This is a genomic window from Streptomyces griseus (genome assembly GCF_001715295.1).
Taxonomy (GTDB): domain Bacteria; phylum Actinomycetota; class Actinomycetes; order Streptomycetales; family Streptomycetaceae; genus Streptomyces; species Streptomyces griseus_G.
Map to the genome: position 1 here is coordinate 547,312 of NZ_MDKB01000004.1, position 17,892 is coordinate 565,203.

Sequence of the window (17,892 nt, forward strand, 5' to 3'; positions counted from 1 at the left end):
GAGGCGGCGCCCGGGGCAGGCGGACGGTCGTGATCAGGTGGCAGGTGTCGGTGCCTCCGCCGTTCGGCGAGCCGCAGCAGCAGCAGGACGGGGCGCCCCGGCTGATCACCGGGGAGCCGTTTCCTACACCGGCACTCCGTACTCCAGGTATACCGTCAGTCCCTGCTCGCGGGCCCGCACACACGCCTCCACCCGCATGGCGAGCCGCTCGGGCACACGCTCCCGAATCCGGTCGACCGCTACGAAGTCCATCGCTCCGAGTTCCTCCGCCTGTAAGCGGACCCCCGCCAGCCGATCCTCGCCGAGTACTCCGCCGTCGAACACGTAGGCCAGACTCTCGCTGCGTCCCGGCCGCGGACCGCGCCAGTCCACACCCAGGAGCCGGCCCGGTTCCCACTCCAGCCCGAGTTCCTCCGCGACCTCTCTTGCCGCACCGGCGCGGGGCGACTCGTCCTGTTCCACGGCACCACCGGGGATCTCCCACAATGGCTTGTAGACCGGGTCCACCAGGAGCACCCGCCCCCGCGGATCGAAGAACAGAACACCCGCGGCCACCCGCTTCCGCGGCAACATCCGCTCGTACTCTTCCGGGCTCATCTGCACGTTCATGCACAGGACCCAAGCACACCGGCAAGGAGCGTCAGCGAGTCTCCGCCGGATTCGGTCCTACCGGGGCGCGCCTGCTCCACTCCGGGACCGCTCCGCACGCTCGCCCCGGCTGCCCCCTGACCCCGGCGGTGCTCGGTCCAGCTCCGCTCCGTGCCGGGACCGAGGTGAGTGCGGAGCTGACCGACGGCCCCGGGTCGGTTCCCACGCGCGCAGGGCGCCATGGGTCCAGCACGCTTCCCGGCCCCGGATCGGGGCGGAATCGCATACGACGCAATCCGTGCGCGGCTGTGAGCGTGCAGGTGCACGCCGACAAAGACCACCCTGAACCGGCTACGCGCCGGAGCGAGGTCGGGAACGAACGCGCGGCGAAGACACGTCACCTCACCCTGCGAGCCCACCGGTCCGCCGTCACCCCGCAGGGCGCCTTGTCGGCACCCGCTGCCACGATGAGGCCCCATGAGCCACATCATCACGATGACCACCGCCGACCGGAGCCGCGTCGTGTCCTATCTGCAGGGCGAACTCGACGCGACCCAGGAGCGCATGCTCCACGATCACATACGCAAGGACGCCCGTGCCGACCAGCTCGGCCTCGAACGCCAAGGCATCGATCTGGGCCTGACCGTCCCGGAGGCGCTCGACCACCTCCTCGCGGGCCACGCCGACGCGGACGGCGCGCACGTGGGCAACGCGTACTACAAGGCGCTCCAGCACATCATCGACTGGTGCGGGTCCGACCCCATCGACGTCGGTGTGTACTCCAAACCTTCCACGTTCTTCGGGCGCATGGGCGACGAGCTACGACGCCTCGGCGTCCCCGCCGGCCTGCTGCCGCTCGACTTCCTGTTCGCCGGGCCACCCGACGAGATCCCCTTCCACGTACCGGCGCCCGTCGACGGATACCCGGCCATCGGCCGTCTGCCGCTGGCCAGGGCCGAGCCACTCGCCGACGCCTACACCGCAGTCCTGGATCGCATGGACAGCGCCTTCAGCCATGAGGCCCAGAGGCTCATCGACAAGATGCGGGTCGAGCACGACGAATGGCGGAGCGCTCTCCGGCACGGACACACCGCGGACACGCTGTTCTTCTCGATCCAGGGCTGACCGGCTCCCGAGACCGGTCGCCGCGCAGCCCCCTGCCTCCTCACGCCCCTGCGTGGCCCGGCCGCCATCGGGTGCGTCAACGGCCATGGCGAGTCAGGAGCGTGAACAGGCGCTCCCGGACGACGCGATGGGACGGCAAGCCCGCAGAGTGACCTTCCTGCCGCGTCGGCGCCGCATACGCGACACCTCAGCGGGCGCGCCTGCCAGGCCCGAGGCCCTCGTAAGCGTCAGACGGGGCTTCCCGCAGGCCGCAGCTCGGCGACCGAGTCGGGCCCGCCCGTGGCGCGGCGGCGCTCGACCAGCGCGCCGAGCCAGATCAGGCACAGCCCCAGCAGAGTCCAGATGCCGAGAGTGACGAGAGGTACGCCGACGGCGTTGCCGTCGAAGTAGGAGACCGAGCGGAGCAGCTGGCCACCGGCGCCGGGCGGCAGCCACCGGCCGAGAGTCGCGGCGGGTTCGGGCAGGAGTTCCGGGGCGGTGGAAACGCCGGAGAACGGGTTGCCGAGCAGCATCAGCAGCAGTGCGCCCAGGCCGACTCCGCCGGTGCCGAGCAGTGCGGCCAGTCCTGCGACCGTCGCACCGCCGGCGCCGGCGACGAGGGCGAAGGCACCGGCCTCCGCCCACCAGTCACCGGCCAGCACGCCGAGCCAGCTGTGCGCGATGCCGGCGGCGACGAGCCCGATCGCGGTGGCGGTGCCGAGGACGGCGGTCGCTGCGCGGGCACCACGCAGGCCGAGTGCGGTGACGGCACCGCCCGTGGCGATCCCGGCCAACGCCATGGGCAGCACGCCGGCGTTGAGCGCGGCGCCGCGTGGGTCCTCCTCGGGCAGCGCGACGACATCCTTCGTCGGCACGGGCCGGCCTCCCTGTTCCCGACGGCGTCGGTGAGCAACTGCGCCACGGCCGGGCCGGCGGCGGAGGCGGTCAGCAGCAACGGACCCTGTCTGGTCACCACGACGGCGCCGTAGATCTCGCGCTCCTCGACGGCGGTGCGGGCGGCGGCTTCGTCCGCGTAGGTGTGCACCTCGAAGGCGCCGCCGCGCTGCTCCAGCTGCGCCGTGACCGGTGCGGTGGCCTGGGCGATGCCTGGAGCCGCGCACGTGCGAACGCGTGTGCCGAGCGGCCCCGCAGAAGGTCCCGGAGCCGTCGCCACCGGTTGTCCCGCAGTTCCCGGTGGATCGGCGCACGGCGTCGGATGCGGGGCATCGCACGGCGGAGGGACGTCCGCAGACTGAATGCAGGACGTCCCGGCAACGCGGCGAGGTGCCGTAGCTGTCGACGCGCGCCCGCCGCGCATTGCGGGAAAACCCTCAGGGCGCGTCCGCGACGACCTCGGTGAGGGCCTGATCCAGGATTGCCACTCCGAGGCTCAGTTCTTCTTCCGTGGCGGTCAGGGGCGGAGCGATACGCAGGGTCCCTCCCATCCCCGGCAACTGCACGATGTTCATGTGCAGACCCAGGTCGAGACAGCGGCGTGTGACGCGGGCCCCCAGGGCGTCCTCCGAGTCGGCGCCGCTGCCCTCGGCGGTGAACTCGACACCCAGCAACAGGCCCCGGCCGCGGACGTCGCCGATCACCGGATGACGGGTGGCGAGTTCCGTCAGCCCTTTGTGGAGGAACTCCCCGCGCGCACGCGCCTGTTCGTCCAGCCGGTCCGTCTCGAGGACATCGAGCACCGTGTTGCCGACCGCGGCGACGAGCGGGTCGGACACATGGGTGGTGAAGAACAGGAAGCCGCGGTCATGGGCCTGCTCCTCGATCTCTGCGCTGGTGACCACCGCGGCGAGCGGGAGTCCCGCCCCCAGCGTCTTGGACAGGGTGAGGATGTCGGGGACGACGCCGTCGCGCTCGAAGGCGTACCAGGTACCTGTGCGGCACAGGCCGGTCTGTGCCTCGTCCAGGATCAGGAGCATCCCGCGCTCGCGGCATTTGCGATGCAGCGCCGCGAAGTAGCCGACGGGCGGCTCGATGACGCCACCGGAGCTGAGGATCGGCTCGACGAGGCACGCGGCGAGACTGCCGGTGGACTGGGCGTCGATGAGGTCGAAGGCGAGGTCCAGCTGACGCTGCCAGTCCAGGGTGCCGTCGGCGTGGGTGATGTCGGGGCGATGGGACCGGGGTACGGGGATCGCGAAGTTGCCCGGGGCGCCGGGCCCGTAGCCCTTGCGTCCCGCGCTGTAGGTGGCCGACGCTGCGGCCTGGGTCATGCCGTGCCAGGACCGGGCGAAGGAGACGATCTCATGGCGGCCGGTGACGAGCTTCGCCATCCGCACCGCCGCCTCGTTCGACTCCGCGCCGGTGGTGAGCAGCAGCACCTTGTCCAGCGGATCGGGCAGTGTGCCGGCCAGCCGCCGCGCGAGTTCGACCACGGGTCGGCTGAGCATGCCGCTGTAGAGGTGGTCCAGGCTCGCGACCTGCCGCTGGACACATTCCACTATGCGTGGATGACTGTGCCCCAGGATCGCGCTCATCTGACCGGAGGTGAAGTCAAGGATCCTGCGGCCGTCCGCGGTGTGGACGAAGCTGCCACCGGCGCTCGCGATGATCTCAGGGGTGAAGGCGACGCCGTAGCGCAGCAGATGGCGCCGTGCGTCGTTCCAGAACTGTCCGTGGCGGTCGTTGCCCGTCGTGTCGTCTGCCATGGCGTCGATGCTAGGGGCCCGGATCGGCGTCCATCACAAGATTCTCGGCTTCGCTGTGCGACAGAAGCGACACGGCCGGGTCCGTCCCGCGATGGACCGCCGTCGACAGGGCAGAGGTTGCCCGATCCCGCACCGGTCGAGGTGGCAGGCCGCTGCTTGTCCGGATCATGCCCGCAAGTCAGTCGGCCGACGGCGTCCGTGAGGGCGAGGTGGCGGCTTCCTCGGTGGCGGCCAGGGAGGCGAGCAGGCGTAGACCCTCTTCGGAGGGCGAGCCGGGTTCGGCGGTGTAGATGGTCATGGCGAGACCGGGTTCGGCGGCCAGGTCCAGGGATTCGTAGGCAAGGGTGAGGTCACCGATGGCCGGGTGGCGGAACCGTTTGGTGCCGGTGCCGTGGCGGCGGACGTCGTGGGCGCCCCACCGGGTGCGGAAGTCCTTGCTGCGGGTGGACAGCTCGCCGATGAGGTCGTGGAGGTCCTTGTCGTGGGGGTCACGGCCTGCTTCGCGGCGCAGGATGGCCACCGCCATGTCCGCGAACAGGTCCCAGTCGGGGTAGAAGCTGCGTGAGGCGGGGTCGAGGAAGTTGAAGCGGCCCAGATTTCCCTGGTTCCCGGGGTGGGCGAACAGGTCGGCGTAGAAGGCGCGGGCGAGGGGGTTCGTGGCCAGGATGTCCATGCGTCCGTTGGTCACGACCGCGGGGCCGGCGGTGATCGCGTCGAGGGTCCACTGCAGGCTGCGGTGTGCTTTCCACGGCCGGGTGGCGGAGGTACGCCGACGGGGGCGGGTGAGGGCGTCGCTGCCGGCGGCGGCCTGGGCCAGGTGCAGGAGGTGGGCGCGTTCGGCGTCGTCCAGCCGCAGGGCCCGGGCGAGGGCTTCCAGGACGGCGGGGGAGGCGCCGGCGAGGTTGCCGCGCTCCAGTTTCGCGTAGTACTCGACGCTCATGTCGGCCAGTGCTGCGACCTCGCTCCTGCGCAGTCCCGGCACACGGCGCCGGGAACCGGCGGGCAGGTCGGCCTGTTCCGGGGTGATCTTGGCTCGCCGCGAGGTGAGGAACTCGCGGACTTCCTCGCGGTTGTCCATGTCTTCGACACTACGGCCTGTCCACCACGAGAGGGATGTACTGCCGGTACACCTCTCACCAGTACCTCGCTCACCGCCCTGATCAGCGGTTTTCTGGAGACAAGGCATCCAGGCGGCACAGCCGCCCGGGGCCGGACCAGGCAGTAGGCGAAGGACAGCAGTTCCGTGCGCGCCCTCGGTTCGGGCCCCTGCAACGACCGAAAGGACTTACCCCATGCGCGGAGCAGTGATCCACGCCCCCGGCGATGTGCGCTTCGAGACGGTGGACGACGCGAAGATCCTCAAGCCGACGGATGCGGTCATCCGCACGGCTGTGACGTGCGTGTGCGGCTCGGACCTGTGGCCCTACCGGGGCGCGGAGCCGACCGAGCAGGCGCACCCGATGGGTCACGAGTACGTCGGCTTCGTGGAGGAGGTCGGCTCCGAGGTCACGTCGGTGAAGCCCGGCCAGTTCGTCGTCGGCTCCTTCGCGACCTCGGACAACACCTGCGCGAACTGCCGCAACGGCTTCCAGTCGAACTGCCTGAACCGCGAGTTCATGAGCACGTGCCAGGCCGAGTACGTACGGATCCCCCACGCTCAGGGCACCCTCGTCGCCACCGACGAGACTCCGGACGAGGAGCTGTGGCCCGGTCTGCTGGCCGTTTCCGACGTGATGGGCACCGGCTGGTGGGCCGCCGACGCCGCCGAGGTGAAGCCCGGCTCGACCGCCGTGGTGGTCGGCGACGGCGCGGTCGGCCTGTGCGCGGTGATCGCGGCGAAGGAGATGGGTGCGGAGCGGATCATCGCCATGTCCCGGCACGCGTCGCGCCAGAAGCTGGCCCTGGAGTTCGGCGCGACCGACATCGTCACCGAGCGGGGCGATGAAGGCATAGCCAGGATCAAGGACCTGACGGGCGGAATCGGCGCCGACAGCGTGCTGGAGTGCGTCGGTACCGCCCAGGCCATGAGCCAGGCGCTGCACTCGGCCCGCCCGGGTGGCAACGTCGGCTTCGTCGGCGTCCCGCACGAGGTCGCGATCGACGGGCAGGAGCTGTTCTTCTCCCACGTCGGCCTGCGCGGCGGCCCCGCCCCGGTACGCCGCTATCTGCCCGACCTCATCGACCGCGTCCTCACCCGCCGCATCGATCCGGGCAAGGTCTTCGACCTCACCCTGCCGTTGGAGCAGGTCGCCGAGGGTTACCGGGCCATGGACGAGCGCCGCGCCATCAAGACCCTTCTCAAGCCCTGACCGGCGCACACGGCGGTCCTGTGCCAGGCACCCTGCGCGTGCGTCGGCGCGTAGGACGCCGACGCAGGCGCGCACCGTTCGTCCACGACGCCCAGAACAGAGGAGGAGCAATCGTGCAGATCACCCGGAGTTCGATCGACACCGCCAAGGGGCCGGCCGACTGGTTCACCGGCGACGTCTACATCGACGCCGTCGCCGGCGCCCCCGCCCCGTCCCGGGTCACCGCGAACCTGGTGCACTTCATGCCCGGTGCGCGCACCCACTGGCACAGCCACCCGCTGGGCCAGACCGTCTTCGTCACCGAAGGCGTCGGCCTGTGCCGGCGCCGCGGCGGCCCCGTCGAGGTGATCCGCCCCGGCGACCGTGTCCTGTTCGAAGCCGGCGAGGAGCACTGGCACGGCGCCGCCCCGAACCGGCTCATGGTCCACCTCGCCGTCAACGAAGCGGACGCCGACCACGAGGTCGTGCACTGGATGACCCCCGTCACCGACGAGGAATACGCCGCCGCCCCGGCCACCGGCTGACACCCGGGCCGGAACAACCCCGGGCGCGTCCCTCTACCGCCGGGTCGACGGCCGGAACACCTACGCCTACCCCTCGCACGGTGGCGTGGGGCTCGCGGACGCGACCCTGTCCGGCGGGTCCGCTTCCGGTGGGACGGTGATCATGTGCCTGACTACCGTCGCCGCGGTCGGAGAGCTGCGGAGACCGCGGTAGACCGCGGGACCAGTACGCCCTCGCCGGTGACACGTACCGTCCCCGAGGGGGTACGTGTCACCGGCGACGGTCGTTTCGGCCGGCCGGATCAGGACGGGAAGAGCTGCGTCAGGAAGGCACTATCTCGGTTCTGCGCTTCCCCTGCGAACGCGGGGTCTTCTCCCCCACCCGCTTCGGCTCGATGGTCCGCGGGTCGACCGCCTCGCCCGGGGCGCCCTCCTTGTAGAGGCCCTCCGGGTCGTTCGGCCTGTCGTGCGGCAGAAGGAAGAAGGTACGGCGCTGGAAGAGGCCGCTGTCGGGGTTCGCCTCGGCGTTCTTGTCGAGCTCGGCATAACCGACCATGCGCCCGTCGCGTGCGTACCGGGGCTTCCCGGCGCGGCGAGCACTCTTGTCGAGTGCCTGACGGACGTAGTCGAGTTCGTCGAGGTCCTCCAGCCACACCACGTTCGCTTCGTGTGCGAGCTGGCTTTCCTGCAGCAGCGAGCTCATGGACGCAGCTCCTTGTCGGTGATGTGGTGGTGCTTGCGGATACTCGGTTCGGACCGGTCCGTGCGGTGATCCGGGACGTGCCCATGGTATGACGATGCCCAAATCCGGGGCAGAAAGCCGTGGTTCCTCATCAGCGCCCACCCGCCGGACCGTCCGGACGGACGATGTCGTCCTTCAGCAACGCCAGGGCGGGGTAGTACTTCTTGCCGCTGGACTTCAGCATCTCGGCGGGCGACGCGAGCCCGACCTCCTGCCTGATGCGGCCGGCGAAGGCCCGGGCGGTGTCGGCCCTGATGCCCTCGGAGCTGCACCAGGCGGTGTAGGTGGCGTAGAGAAGGCCCTGTTCCACCCGGAGGTCCCCGGTGTCCGGGCCCTGGCGCAGGCAGCACTCCCCCAGGAAGCGCCCGATGTGGTCCTCCGTCGTCTCGTACGCGGCGGTGGCCAGCCGCACGGAGGACGGCCCGCTCAGAGGGTCGCGGGTGGTGAGGTAGCGCATCGCACCCTGGATCAGCCAGTGCAGGATGCCGGGACCCTCTTGCTCGACGAGTTCACCGGCCAGATTGTCGATCTTCCTGTCGGCCGCGACCACGCGCTCGAAGGGGATGAGCCGGATTCGGCGCCAGAACGCGTGCCCCCCGGTGCCGACTTCGGGCTGGTGATTGCCCAGCAGCCAGAGCTTGTGGGTCGGGGTGAAACTGAAGTAGTCCTGCCGCATGCGGCGGGCCTTGATCTTGTCCCCGCCGGTAAGCAGCTTGACCCGGGCCTCGTCGAACTTGTCGTTGGGCTTGAGCTCGCTGCAGACGAAGATGCGACGGCCGTGCAGCTCCGTCAGTTCCGTCGAGTGCTCGGCGAAGTTGCCCTTGTCCATCAGGAAGCCGGGCGGCGCCGCGTCCGCGTAGTCCCCCATGACCTGGATCATGACGTCCAGAAGGACCGACTTCCCGTTGGCTCCCTTGCCCCAGAGGAACGGCAGGACCTGCGCGCCGACATCGCCCGTGATCGAGTACCCGAGCAGCAGGTGCAGGAAGTCGATCATCTCCTGCCCCTTGGCGTCGTCGCCGAAGGTGTCCTCGAGGAAAGCCTGCCAGCGCGGCGTGGGCATCGCCTGGGGAGCCACCTGAGTGGCCCGTGAGTGGAGGTCCCGCATCGGATCAGGCTTGCGCAGGCGGCCGTTCCGCAGGTCGACGACCCCTGAGGGGGTACACAGCGAATAGGCGTCCCCGTCGAGCACGTCGGGGTCGAGACTGAGTGCGGGCGCGGCCTTCGCCTGGTGGAGCAGCGCCTTCATCCCGCTCGTGGACATGGTGCGGCGGCGGTGCTGGGCGATCTCCCGGTCACTGAAGACGCCTCGGGGATCGGTGGGGGACATCTGCTCGGCCATGTCGCCCGCGGCCCACAGAGCGGCCTTCTCGCCGCCCACACGCTTCCACCGGAACTGGTCCCAGCAGTACCAGCCGAGGCCTTCGACGTGACGGAACTGGTCGCTGTAGAGCTGGGCGAAGAGCTTTGCGTTGCCCCGGTCCGTGAGCATGGGCGGCAGCAGGACCGGTGCCTCGACCGGGACAGGCGCCTGCACCTGTTGCGGAGGGACCCAGGCGGGGGACGCACCCTCGAGGTCGAGCATCTGCTGAGCGGCGGCGGCCGCATCGAAGCGGCTGCTCTCGGCGCTACTCATGCGAGTCCTTTGGGATGGAACGGGCGGCGGGCGCCTGCGGAAAGGGCTGCGTCGATGATCGTCTCATTACGGCGGGTCTGGTGGGGACGAGCATAGTGAGCGGCTTCTGCCAGCTCTTGACGGGCTTCGGCCTGGTTCAGATGACCTGCCGCGGCGAGTCCTCCTGCCGTGAACGCCGCCCGGTTGAGCTTCTCCGTGAAGCCGGTGCCTTCGGCGTACGCGGCACAAGCACGAACGGTTTCGATGAGCGGCTGCACGAGCGCCTGAGCGGCGCCGCTCCGAGGTACCCGGGCGTGTCCGCCCGACCGCGGGACGGGCACGGGAACCGATGGCGCCTGCGTGACGTGCCCCGTGCGCGTCAATTCGGCGGCGAGCCAGGCGGGAAGGGGCGCAGGGTCCCGCACCGCGCCCAGAGGGGCGTACACGCCCGCCGTAGTACGCGTGGTGGGGGCCACGATGTACCCACCGTGGGCCCGTACGTCGACCTGCCACGCCAGCGCGGTCCTGGGGCTCGACCCGGCGGAGGAGCGATAACGGACGGCGGGTTCGGGATTGGCGTACCAGATGTGGAGTCCCCCCGACGGGGTCCGGACGCGCAGAGTGCCGGAGTCCTCCGCGGGATTCGGTTCCCGGCGGTAGGCCGCGAGAAGGGCCAGCGTGTCGAAGCCTGAGGCGAGCCCGGCGAGGTCGACCTGTGCCGGGATACGGATGCCCGGCAGGAGCCGGCTGCGGTCAGGTACCTGCGCGGCGTGGGCATCGACGTCCAGGACCACGAGATGGGCCGGCCCGCACGACACGGCCACGCCTGCACGCGGCTCCCTGCGCCACCAGGCCTCGATCAGGGCGAGGTCCGTGGTCGCGCTGTGGAAACCGTGACACCACCGGCCCTGCTCGTGGCAGGGGCATTGCGAGGGTTCGTGTCTACGCACACGGCAACGCTCACAGTTGGCCGCCGGCGTCTTGCGTCCCGGGGCCAGCGGGTGCACCGGCCACTGCCGGCTTGCGAGCCAGCGGGCCACGTCCACGGGGGCCGGCGGCTGCGCGACTCCGGACGCGGCGATGTCGGCGGGGCGCTGCACTGTTCGTCGGTCCGTTCCTTCTTGGGTGACCAGGGTCGGTTCGTCAGCTTCCTCCAGTGCGTTTCGCCTGGTCAGAGAAGACCGGACGAGGGACTGAGGGACTGAAGGGACTGACTTTCCCTTATAGCGGCCAGAGCCTAGCGCACGGGCACGCGCCGCCGTGGGAGGCATGAGTGGTTATTGCAGAGTCAGTCCCTTCGGTCCCTCACGACAGACACCGGGGCGGGGTCGGCGCGACGTGCCCCTCAGGCCGGCAGCCGAGGGACTGAAAGCCTGCCGGGGCGGAGGGACTCATCGGTCCCCTTTCGGTCCCCATGCTGTTTCAGCAGGTCAGAGCACTTGTACGCCAGAAGGGAGGGACTGAAGGGACTCATTTCTCTAGTTATGAGCGCACCAGAGATAGAGGTACTACGTTTTACGTACGCGCGCATACGCGCGCCTGCACGCAGGTGGAACAGGGAGTTTGAGTCCCTTCGGTCCCTTCAGTCTCGAGCACATCGCTGTGACCTGGGCTTTTGTGGAGGGACTGAAGGGGGGAGGGACCGAAGGAGTACGGTCCCTCCCGTGTCTACGGGCTGCCTGCTGGGGGGATCCGGCGCCAGGGCCCTTCCTCCCTCCCCCGGCAGGCTCTTTTTTCCGCCCCCGTGGGGCGGTGCACGGGGGCGGGGAGCAGGACGCCAAGACGATGCGCGGCGCCCCCGTGGTAGGCCCCTGTCTGTGCGCATGGGCCTACGCAGTGTCAGGACGCCCGGGGTCCTGACACGGGCGGGGGAGCACGCGGCCCTTCTCGACGAACAGATCCGTGATCAGAGGTCCCCCCGCGTGCGAGGGGAGGACCCAGTTGTCGGCCAGCCCTTGCCGGCCAGATCGGGACCATCCCCGAGGGGGCGGGGAGCGGCTCCTGAGCGAGTGGAATGCCTCTCGCTTGCCAGTGTCCCAACAGGCGACGTTTGCCCTGTTGCGACCGTGCCTGAGGGTTGCCCCGCAGTTCCCGGTGATCGGTGCGCGGCGTCGGATGCGGGGCGTCGCACGGCGGAGGGGCGTCCGCTTACGGGATGGAGGGGGGTCCGCCAAGGCGGCGAGGTGCCGTACCTGTCGTCGCGCCCCCGCCTGGAAACGCGGGCCCCCCTCAGGCGCTCCCCCGGAGCGTGCCCGCCCGGTGGATGCTAGTGCCGCAACAGGCAACGTTCGCCCCGTCGCGACGCCCGGCACGCACTCTCGCCGCACCGGCCGAAAGCCCAAGTACGTCCAGTACAAGGACTTCCGGCCGGCACGCCGAGAGCACGCACCCGACGCCGCTCCTTGACGGGCAAACGTTGCCTGCCGCGGCACTAGGTCACAACTGTCAGCGGCAGCCGCGCTGCGGGGGGCAGCGGCAGCTTAACCGGCTCGGTCTGCATGCCCTGCATGAGCAGCGCGGCGAAGCGCCGAGAGGCGACCACCGCAGCGGCCGGCGATGTGGTTCGGATGCCGCTGTTGGCCATGAGCACCATGATCAGGTCGTCCAGGACGAAGTCCGGGCGCAGTTTGCCCGCCGCCTTGGCCCGGCGGGCGAGTTCGGCGACCTTGCGCAGTGCCCGCTCCCGGGCTGCGGTGAAGTCGATCGCGTGGGGGAAAGCCGAGACGAACGCAGCGGTGAAGCCCCTGTCCCGTGCGTGCAGTTCACACACTTTCTCAATCGCCCGGCAGAGGCCGCGCCATGGGTCCGGATCGGCCAGCCCCTCGTCGACGATGGCGGTGCAGGCCGCCATCTGCTCGGTGAAAACCTCAGTGACCAGCGCTTCTTTGGTCGGAAAGTGCCGGTAGAGGGTCGCGGCGCCGACCTCGGCACGCCGCGCTATCTCGCGCATCGCCACGTCCAGCCCCTCCGCAGCGAATACCGTGCGAGTCACAGCGAGGATGCGCTCACGGTTGTCCCGGGCATCGGCGCGCAGGGAGTGAGACAAACGGTTCGTCACCGCTCTCACTTTAGCTAAACGGACCGGTTGCTCCGATAGCGTCCGGCGCCATGAGAGCACTGCAATTCTCCGAGTACGGTCCCGCAAGCGTCCTCGAGGTCGCCGACGTGCCGGAACCGCATGCGGGACCAGGCCACATCCGGGTGGCCGTAAAGGCCTCCGGCGTCACTCCCGCCGACTGCTACTTCCGCTCAGGCCGGTTCCGCGACATGATGCCGCTGCGCCTGCCCCACGTCCTCGGCGTGGACGCCGCGGGTGTGGTCGACGAGGTCGGCCCAGGCGTCACCGGTGTCCGGCCGGGCGACGAGGTCTTCGGCATCGTCGATCTCGCTGAGCGTGGCGGTGCGAACGCCGAGTACGCCGTCCTGGCAACCTGGGCTCCGAAGCCGAGCGCGCTGAGCTGGGAGCAGGCCGGCGCCGCCGCGAACATCGAAACCGCCACGCGCGCCCTCGACCGGCTGAAGGTCACCGACGGCACGACCCTGCTGATCGAGGGCGCCGCGGGTGGGGTCGGTACTGTCGCCATCCAGCTCGCGGCGGCCCGCGGCGCGCGTGTCCTCGGTACGGCCAGCGCACGCAACCATGCGTTCGTCGCGGGACTGGGGGCAACACCGACCACCTACGGCCCCGGATTGGGCGAACGGGTCACCGCCTTGGCGCCGGACGGAGTCGACGTCGTCCTGGACTGCGCGGGATCCGGCTCTCTGCCCGATCTGGTGGACCTCGCAGGAAGCCCCGAGCGGGTGGTGACGGTCGCCGACCTGAACGCGGCGAAGTACGGGGTCCACCTGTCACGCACGGCGGGCCCCGGCGCCGACCCGCAGGCCGTCGAAGGACTCGCCGCGGCCGCCGCTCTCGCCCAGCAGGGCCGCTTCACTGTGCCGGTAGCGGCCGCCTTCACCCTCGAGAGCGCGGCTGCAGCACACGAGTTGAGCGAGACCGGCCACGCCCGGGGAAAGATCATACTTACCCTCTAGCGCCGTATCAGAGCACCTTTGCATTGTGACGATGTGGCGCGCCGTTCGGAACCGGTCAGGTCGGAGGAGATCGCAGATCCGTGTCTCTCGCGGGAGTGGATCGCGTGGCCGCCGGTCCTGCACCCCCGCAGCTCTGGAAGCAGATGTGCGCCGGGGTCGACAGACCTCCGGCGCACACCGTTACGAAGCGTCCTCACACGTATGTGCGGAGCTCTTCGATCAGACGCGTCAGTTGTTCGGGGGAAAGCCCGGACGCGAGAGTACGCGCCTGCTCCTCGGCAGACGCGCCGAGCTGGCGTACCAGGAGCAGGCTGCGTGCGTTCGTCAGTTCGCCTGTCTCGCGTTCCTGGTGTCTTGTCTCCTGCGGAGTCGTGGCGACGTCGGCGGTGTTGTCCGCGGACAACACCGCCGCGGGAACGGGGACGGTTCTCGTCGATGACGGCGCCTCGGGGGCCTTCGTGTTGTCCGCGGACAACAGACGCTCGCCGGCGGGAGCGCATTCCGGAAGAGCGGCTCCTGGTCCCGGAGCCGGAGTCGGTGCGCCGGCCGTCGTCTCGTGCGGTGTGTTGTCCGCGGACAACACCACAGAACCGGGGGCGGGCGAGTGGTCCACCGATCCTGCGCCGTCGGCCGGATCAGAGGTCGGTGCCACCGCCGTCCGCTTGGCCCGTTGGAGGAGAAGCTTCTCCTCCTCGCGTGCGCGGGCCTCCTGCTCCCGGGTCTCCTTGAGATGGGCCAGCAGAGCTGCCCCGTCGAGTGCTGGTTCCTCCTTCAGGCGCCGCGCGAGCAGACGGCCGTCACGTTCGGCGAGAGCACCGGAGCTGAGCATCATCTGGAGCTCAGCGGGGAGTTCGAGGAGAGCGAGCTGGTTGGTGACCCAGGAACGGTCCCGCCCCAGACGTTTGGCCGCCCGGGCACGGGCGCCCTTCTCCGACTCCTCGCTGCACACCCGCACGAGCTCGAGGACGCCGCGCGCGCGCTCCACCACATCGAAGTCCTCGCGCTCAAGGTTCTCCTTGAGCAGGTGGTCGACGAACTCCTCGCGGGAAGCGGCCAGGTCGTCGCGCACGACGAAGTCCAACGCCTCCAGGGCTACGTGCACCGCGCTGCGGAATCGCCGTTCGCCGTTGACCAGGACGAACGCGCAGGCACCGATCTGCGCCTCGTGCTCGGGCCACAGCCGCAGGTAGGCAGAGCGGGAGACAGCCACGCACGCTGCGAGCTGGGCGCCACGCAACTCCTCACCGAAGCGTGTGAGGTCTTCCTCCGACCCGAAGTTGCGACGCGGGTTGAGAGGCGTCGGCGCGACGTCTTCCAAGGGGAGGCGCCGCAGCTCGTACGCCGGTACATCGCCCTGCACCACGGCCTTCGCCCGGCCACGGGCACTTCGGCCGCGCGGTACGCCCCCGAAGGACGAGCCCGTGCCGAGCCGGTCGGCAACACTCATGACGCGACCTTCCGGGCGATGGCGCGCATGATCTCGGACTGCTCGCAGTCCGGGGCGTACGACAGTAGAGGCTGCTTGAGACGGACGGACTCGCGCTGCTCCTTGAGTTCAGGCATGACACCGACGACCGGCGGGTCGCCGATCTCCTTCCAGCTGTTCAGCGACGACGTGGCGATGTACCCCTTGCGGCTGTCGTACATGTTGACGATGAACCCGAGCATCGAGATCTCGACTTCCATGTCGGCGCACAGGTCCTGGATCTGGTCGAAAAGCATGTCGTACGCGTCGGCGGACGAGTCCTCCGCGAGCACGGGAATGAAGATCCCGGACAGGCCCGCCGTCTCGCCCTCGCGTGTGCGGCAGTAGTACAGGGCCGTGTCCATGGTGTACCCGAGGCTGGGCGGGCAGTCGACCACGATGTAGTCGAACTCCTTCTCCAGCGGCTCCAGCGCCTTCTCGAGCGCGGTCTCCTTGATGCGGACGAAGCGGCTCGTGGCGAGCTTGGCGTCGAGCAGGAACGCGTCCTTGCAGGCCGCCAACAGGAACAGCCGACCCCCGAATGCACCGTCCTCTATCGGGACGAGCAGTTCACGAAGCTCTCCCTTTGCCTCCCCCAGCATGTGCTTGGCCAGGCTGGGCGCCTCGATGTCGAACAGTTCGTAGCCGAGCTGCTTGGTGAGGTGGCCCTGCGGGTCGAAGTCGATGAGGAGAACGCGGTTGCCGACCTCGGCGAGCGCCTGTGCGACACCGGACGACGTGGCGGTCTTGCCGACCCCGCCCTTCTGGTTGCCGAAGATGAGCCGACGGGCCCAACTGGGGCGCGTCGTGGGCCTGCGGGGGGAGGGGTGCGCGTCGAGCCACAGGCGGATCGCCTGGGCGATGCCCTGGTTGAAGGGGATGCCGCGCTGCTTGCAGTCGTCCTTGAACTCCCCGTACAGCCCGGCGGGGAGATAGGTGGAGAACGAACTGCCCCCCGTGGTGTCCACGGGGGAGCGTTCGGCGTCATCGGCACGCCATGCCTGCACGCCTTCGGTCACGGCGTCTTTGATGTCGACGCCGAACTCGGCTGCCCTGACCTTGAGTTCTTGCCGCAGGGCCGCCGGCAGCTTGGCGACTACCTTTTCCCTGTCATCGGGGGAGTATGGGACGGTCATGCGGTTACCTTACTCACCCCGATGGTGGTTGTGGTGCGTCGGGGTCGGGAAAGCGCGGTGTATTACCCGGATGGAGGGGATGCGGTGTCGGTGAGGAGCCCGGACTGGTTCCCGCGCACGCGGGGATGGCCCCGACGCCGATCACCCATCCGCGGGTGGCGACCACTGCTCCCCGCACACGCAGGGATGGCGGACCGCATCCGGACGCGTGGATGACGAATCCGGTCCGCCTGTCGCCGCGCGGGCGGTCCTCCCCGGGCTCGGGCGCCGCCCTGTTCGGGCGGCGCCCATGACGTACCAGCGTTGGCCGCCGACTCGTGTGCGGTCGTGCCTACATGACGGCTCGCTGTCAGCCGGCGCTTGTATGGTCCGCCCACGAGGTCGTACGAGGTGCCGCCAGCCTCTGAGGTCACCGTGACGCGGACGAACGGCACTTCTACGCGGTCTCCGCCGTAGGTCCCGAAGTCGCCACCGAGGCCGTCGAGGAAGTGTGGTCCGGGCGTCTACTCGTCCGCTTTTCCCTCCGAGGGGAAGTCGGTGGAACGGGCGAGGTTTTCCCAGGTGTTCAGGTCGTGGTCGACAGCGTCGCGTCCGGCGCGGATCAGGCGCAGTGCGTCGGAGCCGAGGACGAGGTGGGCGGGCGGGTTCGGTGTGTCGAGGATGTGCAGGACAGCGACTGCTGCCCTGGCCGGATCGCCGAGTTGTCGGCCGCTGGCTTGCTGACGGGCGGCGCGGATCGGCTCGAACAGGTCGTCATAGTCGGAGATGGTGCGCGGTGCACGGATCATCGAGCGTCCCGCCCAGTCGGTGCGGAAGGAGCCGGGCTCGACGGCGGTGACGTGGATGCCGAAGGGGGCGACTTCCTTGCCGACGGCTTCGAGGATGCCTTCGAGGGCGTATTTGCTGCCGCAGTAGGCGGAGACGCCGGCGAAGCTTGCCAGGCCGCCCATGGAGGTGACGGCCAGGACGTGCCCTCGGCGGCGTGCGCGCATGTGGGGCAGGACGGCGTGGACGGTGGCGGCGGCACCGAAGACGTTGACGTCGAACTGGGCGCGCAGTGCGGACAGCGGGGTCTCCTCGAAGGTGCCTTCCAGGCCGTATCCGGCGTTGGCGATCAGCACGTCGATCGGGCCCACGGACTGCTCCACCTCGTCCACCGTCGCGCGGACCTCCGCGTGGTCGGTGACGTCGAGAATGCGGGCGTGCGCGCGCTCGGGGTGCAGAGCGGTGAAGGCGGTCGCGTCCGCCTCCTTGCGGACGGTACCGACGACGGTGTGGCCGGCGTCGAGGGCGGTGGTGGCGAAGGCGCGGCCGAGGCCGCTGCTGACGCCGGTGATCAGGAGGATCTTGTTCAGCGTGGTCATGCCTGGTCTGCCTTGTGGAGGAGGAGGTGCTCGTGGAAGAGGACGCAGTCGCGGATGTCGCCGGTGCCGGTGAAGCCGGTGTCGTCGACGTAGTCGAGGTGGCTGCCCGTCACGGTGGAGGCACTGCGGCGGGATCCGCGGCCCTCGTCGTAGCGGCCTTCGGCGCGCAGGTCCTGGCGGATGTGCCCGTCCGCGGTCACCCACATCCCGACCACGTCCACAGCACGGTCCTGTTGCCCGGTGGGCTGCTGCGGCGGGTTCGGCTGGTATCTCATGATGCGTCCTACCTTCTTAGTTGTGGGTCTGAGCTGGTCATTCGTAGGATCGGCGGCCCAGGGGTCCTGGGTATGGCTGGCATGGTGCCGCCG

Annotated in this window: 15 protein-coding genes and 1 pseudogene; 4 read left to right on the forward strand and 12 right to left on the reverse strand. The window is 69.8% G+C overall.

Features of this window, described 5'->3' with window-relative positions:
* Nucleotides 1-123 precede the first annotated feature (123 nt).
* A complete protein-coding gene (locus BA175_RS24065) occupies nucleotides 124-597 on the reverse strand; it encodes an NUDIX domain-containing protein (RefSeq protein ID WP_069173567.1) in 474 nt (157 codons plus the stop codon).
* A gap of 468 nt (nucleotides 598-1,065) precedes the next feature.
* Here BA175_RS24065 and BA175_RS24070 point away from each other — a divergent pair, with 468 nt between their 5' ends.
* On the forward strand, nucleotides 1,066-1,713 hold the full coding sequence (locus tag BA175_RS24070; RefSeq protein WP_069173568.1) for a DUF7691 family protein: 648 nt from the start codon (nucleotides 1,066-1,068) through the stop codon (nucleotides 1,711-1,713).
* Nucleotides 1,714-1,940: 227 nt separating this feature from the next.
* On the opposite strand, the pseudogene BA175_RS24075 reads toward BA175_RS24070, so the two are convergent.
* The 3 genes and pseudogenes from BA175_RS24075 to BA175_RS24085 form a co-directional block, all read right to left on the reverse strand.
* Nucleotides 1,941-2,800 (reverse strand): annotated as a pseudogene (locus BA175_RS24075) (ABC transporter permease); the annotation flags it as partial.
* A gap of 223 nt (nucleotides 2,801-3,023) precedes the next feature.
* On the reverse strand, nucleotides 3,024-4,355 hold the full coding sequence (locus BA175_RS24080; protein ID WP_069173570.1) for an aspartate aminotransferase family protein: 1,332 nt from the start codon (nucleotides 4,353-4,355) through the stop codon (nucleotides 3,024-3,026).
* Nucleotides 4,356-4,533: 178 nt separating this feature from the next.
* Nucleotides 4,534-5,433: a helix-turn-helix transcriptional regulator gene (locus BA175_RS24085; RefSeq protein ID WP_069173571.1), complete on the reverse strand. Its 900-nt coding sequence runs from the start codon at nucleotides 5,431-5,433 to the stop codon at nucleotides 4,534-4,536.
* A 214-nt stretch (nucleotides 5,434-5,647) separates the two neighbouring features.
* Between BA175_RS24085 and BA175_RS24090 the strand changes: the two genes are divergently transcribed.
* Together BA175_RS24090 and BA175_RS24095 are read left to right on the forward strand one after the other, a co-directional pair.
* Nucleotides 5,648-6,664, forward strand: coding sequence for a zinc-dependent alcohol dehydrogenase family protein (locus BA175_RS24090; protein ID WP_069173572.1), 1,017 nt, complete (start codon nucleotides 5,648-5,650; stop codon nucleotides 6,662-6,664).
* 113 nt (nucleotides 6,665-6,777) lie between these two features.
* A complete protein-coding gene (locus BA175_RS24095) occupies nucleotides 6,778-7,188 on the forward strand; it encodes a (R)-mandelonitrile lyase (protein ID WP_069173573.1) in 411 nt (136 codons plus the stop codon).
* Between the two features lie 301 nt (nucleotides 7,189-7,489).
* Here BA175_RS24095 and BA175_RS24100 read toward each other — a convergent pair whose 3' ends face one another.
* The 4 genes from BA175_RS24100 to BA175_RS24115 form a co-directional block, all read right to left on the reverse strand.
* Entirely contained in the window at nucleotides 7,490-7,870 is a 381-nt protein-coding gene (locus BA175_RS24100; protein ID WP_069173574.1) for a DUF6009 family protein, read from the reverse strand.
* Nucleotides 7,871-8,000: 130 nt separating this feature from the next.
* A complete protein-coding gene (locus BA175_RS24105) occupies nucleotides 8,001-9,545 on the reverse strand; it encodes a DNA primase family protein (RefSeq protein WP_069173575.1) in 1,545 nt (514 codons plus the stop codon).
* Entirely contained in the window at nucleotides 9,542-10,564 is a 1,023-nt protein-coding gene (locus BA175_RS24110) for a bifunctional DNA primase/polymerase (RefSeq protein WP_069173740.1), read from the reverse strand. The genes BA175_RS24105 and BA175_RS24110 overlap by 4 nt, the downstream gene beginning before the upstream one ends.
* 1,391 nt (nucleotides 10,565-11,955) lie before the next feature.
* Nucleotides 11,956-12,582 carry a TetR/AcrR family transcriptional regulator gene (locus BA175_RS24115; RefSeq protein WP_069173576.1) on the reverse strand — a complete coding sequence of 209 codons (627 nt, stop codon included), beginning with the start codon at nucleotides 12,580-12,582 and terminating at the stop codon, nucleotides 11,956-11,958.
* A gap of 50 nt (nucleotides 12,583-12,632) precedes the next feature.
* Here BA175_RS24115 and BA175_RS24120 point away from each other — a divergent pair, with 50 nt between their 5' ends.
* The gene (locus tag BA175_RS24120; RefSeq protein WP_069173577.1) at nucleotides 12,633-13,559 is read left to right on the forward strand and encodes an NADP-dependent oxidoreductase; all 927 of its coding nucleotides are present in this window, start codon (nucleotides 12,633-12,635) and stop codon (nucleotides 13,557-13,559) included.
* Between the two features lie 193 nt (nucleotides 13,560-13,752).
* On the opposite strand, the gene BA175_RS24125 is transcribed toward BA175_RS24120, so the two are convergent.
* From BA175_RS24125 to BA175_RS24140, 4 genes are all read right to left on the reverse strand, one after another.
* Entirely contained in the window at nucleotides 13,753-15,006 is a 1,254-nt protein-coding gene (locus tag BA175_RS24125; RefSeq protein ID WP_069173578.1) for a ParB/RepB/Spo0J family partition protein, read from the reverse strand.
* Entirely contained in the window at nucleotides 15,003-16,160 is a 1,158-nt protein-coding gene (locus BA175_RS24130; protein ID WP_069173579.1) for a ParA family protein, read from the reverse strand. The genes BA175_RS24125 and BA175_RS24130 overlap by 4 nt, the downstream gene beginning before the upstream one ends.
* 503 nt (nucleotides 16,161-16,663) lie before the next feature.
* On the reverse strand, nucleotides 16,664-17,524 hold the full coding sequence (locus BA175_RS24135; RefSeq protein ID WP_069173580.1) for an oxidoreductase: 861 nt from the start codon (nucleotides 17,522-17,524) through the stop codon (nucleotides 16,664-16,666).
* A complete protein-coding gene (locus BA175_RS24140) occupies nucleotides 17,521-17,799 on the reverse strand; it encodes an Atu4866 domain-containing protein (protein ID WP_069173581.1) in 279 nt (92 codons plus the stop codon). Before BA175_RS24140 ends, BA175_RS24135 begins: the two co-directional genes overlap by 4 nt.
* Nucleotides 17,800-17,892: the final 93 nt, after the last annotated feature.